5 protein-coding genes are annotated in these 2,513 nt (G+C 61.6%); 3 read left to right on the plus strand and 2 right to left on the minus strand.

What is annotated here, in order from left to right:
* Positions 1-245 (plus strand): hypothetical protein (locus WBF74_RS06730; protein WP_424437094.1); only part of this gene is annotated, 245 nt, incomplete at its 5' end.
* Between the two features lie 91 nt (positions 246-336).
* Here the strand turns inward: WBF74_RS06730 and mtgA are convergent.
* Positions 337-1,077: a monofunctional biosynthetic peptidoglycan transglycosylase gene (gene mtgA / locus WBF74_RS06735; RefSeq protein WP_424437097.1), complete on the minus strand. Its 741-nt coding sequence runs from the start codon at positions 1,075-1,077 to the stop codon at positions 337-339.
* Positions 1,078-1,247: 170 nt separating this feature from the next.
* Here mtgA and WBF74_RS06740 point away from each other — a divergent pair, with 170 nt between their 5' ends.
* Together WBF74_RS06740 and WBF74_RS06745 are read left to right on the plus strand one after the other, a co-directional pair.
* Positions 1,248-1,484 (plus strand): hypothetical protein, encoded by a 237-nt coding sequence (locus WBF74_RS06740; protein WP_424437100.1) that lies wholly within the window; start codon positions 1,248-1,250, stop codon positions 1,482-1,484.
* Between the two features lie 181 nt (positions 1,485-1,665).
* Complete coding sequence (locus tag WBF74_RS06745; protein ID WP_424437103.1) at positions 1,666-1,899, plus strand: hypothetical protein; 234 nt, start codon at positions 1,666-1,668, stop codon at positions 1,897-1,899.
* Positions 1,900-1,972: 73 nt separating this feature from the next.
* On the opposite strand, the gene mtnC is transcribed toward WBF74_RS06745, so the two are convergent.
* Positions 1,973-2,513: acireductone synthase (gene mtnC, locus WBF74_RS06750; protein WP_424437106.1), on the minus strand; the 541-nt coding region annotated here is incomplete at its 5' end.

Raw genomic sequence — 2,513 nt, forward strand, 5'->3', positions numbered from 1 at the left:
GGATAGAGGAAGGCGGCGCACCGGAAAGCGCCGCGGTGCATGAGAAGCGGCTTGAAAAACTGCTGCGCGCTCAAGGATGGATACCCGGCATGGGCATTGAAGACACGCGCGCCGCGCTCAGCTCCGCCGTGCGTGCGGATTATCTCGCTGCCCGCACCATCTCCATCGCAGACTGGTACCTCTCGGAAACGGAAGGCAGCCTCTGCGTCCTCGCCGCACTGGCCGCGAAGCAACAGCACGGCTGATACCATTTGTCATTGCGAGCGAAGCGAAGCAATCCAGGGCGATAAAAGCCGTGCCCGCCGCTCCGTCTCCTACGCAATGACAGAAGCGCCCTCACTTGCAGGGGCCGTTCTCACCCAGAATGACATGGTTCATGCGCGCCGCAATGGTGGATGCGCGGCCCGTTGAACCGGGCCGCCAGCGCAGCGGGCTTGGCAGCACGGAGGCAAGCTCTGCCGCCTGTCGCTGCGAGAGATCACGCGCGCTCACACCGTAATAATGCCGTGCCGCTGCTTCCGCGCCATAAAGCCCCGGTCCGAACTCGATCACGTTGAGATAGAGCTCCAATATCCGCTTCTTGCTCAACAACGCTTCAAGCCAGACCGTGATGTAAGCCTCGGCCCCCTTGCGAATGAGGGTGCGGTCCGGCCAGAGAAACAGGTTCTTCGACGTCTGCATCGAAATCGTGCTCGCGCCATGCAGCGACCCGCCCCGGCGCAATCTCTCAAGCGCCGTATCAACCGCTTCCCAGTCAAAGCCGTGATGCGCGCAGAACTTGCCGTCCTCCGCCGCGATGACCGCGCGCTGCAAATGCGGCGAGATGCGCGAAAGCGGCATCCAGTCTTTTGAAAGCCCGTGCCCTTCCGCAAAGCGGATCAGCATGAGCGGCGTAGCAGGCGGTGGCACGACTGCATAAACGAGAATGGCGAATGCCGGCGCAAAAAAGAGAAACAGCACCGCCCGCGCAAGATAAAGCGCCGCCTTGCGGAGGATGATGGCCGGCCCGGCGCGCGGCGGTTCTTCTTCCACCAGGCGGTCGCCGCCCGGTCCTTCGGGTTTGATATCCGTGCTCATCTGCCCGCGATCATCTGCATGTCTTGCGCTTCACACAAGCCCGCTTCTCGCGCCCGTCGCGGAATGGCCTTGCACTTGCTCGAAGATGGTCATTTTTCAAAAGGAACGCCCGGAAGCCTTTCTGCGTTTCCTACCCATCACGCCCGCATGTAACAGAAGGACGTAAGGCGATGACCAGAATGACAATGCTCGGAGTGGCGGCAGCCGCCTTTCTCTTCACCGCAGGCTGCACAGAATTGAACCGGACAGAGTCCGGCGCGCTTTCAGGCGGTGCTATCGGCGCAGGCGTCGGCGCGGCAGCAGGTGCCATCACCGGTGGCTCCGCCACCACGGGTGCCATAATCGGTGGTGCGATCGGCGCGGCCGGTGGCGGCTACAAGGGTTGCCGCGAAGAAGGCAAGTGCTGACAGGCAAGCGCCTCAGGCATGAAAGGCCCCTCATCATGGGGCCTTTCTTTTTCGCCCCGAATAGAGGCGGGTTAACTCTTAAGGAGCGCCACGGCGTAAAAATCCCATTTTCGCCACGCTTCGGCCCAGAACGCCCGCGAGACTCGGCGTATCAAGCGATTCATTGAAGAGGGAGATCATCGTGAAAAAGACGGCGACAGCCTTTGTGGCGGCGGCCTTTCTGATGACAGCGGGCTGCACCAATCTCAGCAAGACCGAATCCGGTGCCTTGTCCGGCGGTGCCATTGGCGCGGGCGTTGGCGTCGCAGCAACGGCCATTGCTGGTTCGAGCATCGCCGCTGGCGCGTTGATCGGTGGTGCAGTCGGTGCGGCGGCAGGCGCCTATACGGGCTGCCAGAAGGAAGGCAAATGCTGATCTGACAGGATCAGGAAAAAGGAAGGGCCCCGCCGACAGGCGGGGCCTTTTTCATATGCAGAATGAATGCGCGTTACGCCGCAGAAAGCAGCCGCGTCTCGACCGGGCCGAATGAACCCGCAACCGGCACGCCCTCTTCCACGCTCCACGCATCAGGCGAAAGCGCCCGGTCGATGCGCACGACACCCATACCGGCTTCGCGGGCGGCACTGATTTCACCCGCATGATCTGACAGAAAAAGCATCACCTCGGGCGCGAGTCCTGCCGCCTGCGCAATCGCCGCATAGGAAGCGGTCTCGACCTTCGCGCCAATCCGTGTATCGAAAAAGCCTTCAAACAGGCTGGCGAGATCCCCCTTGTCCGAATGGCCGAAGATCAGGCGCTGCGCTTCTTCCGAACCTGACGAATAAACAAAGAGACGCAAGCTGCGCCGATGCCATTCCCGCAAATGCGCGGCGGCATCCGCATAGACCTCGCCCTTCAGCACGCCCTTTTCATAGCCTTCACGCCAGATAAGCCCCTGAAGAAGTTTGAGTGGCCCAGCCTTCCGATCTTCCGCCATCCAGGAAAGCAGAAGCGCAATTGTTGCCCCTTCATCCGCCCCTTCGCAGTTG

The organism is Parvibaculum sp., from assembly GCF_049672805.1.
Taxonomy (GTDB): Bacteria; Pseudomonadota; Alphaproteobacteria; order Parvibaculales; family Parvibaculaceae; genus Parvibaculum.

Bases quoted from the DNA above. Each gene is read 5' to 3' on its own strand.
- mtgA (WP_424437097.1), bottom strand. From the start codon at position 1,077: ATGAGCACGGATATCAAACCCGAAGGACCGGGCGGCGACCGCCTGGTG.
- WBF74_RS06740 (WP_424437100.1), top strand. From the start codon at position 1,248: ATGACCAGAATGACAATGCTCGGAGTGGCGGCAGCCGCCTTTCTCTTC.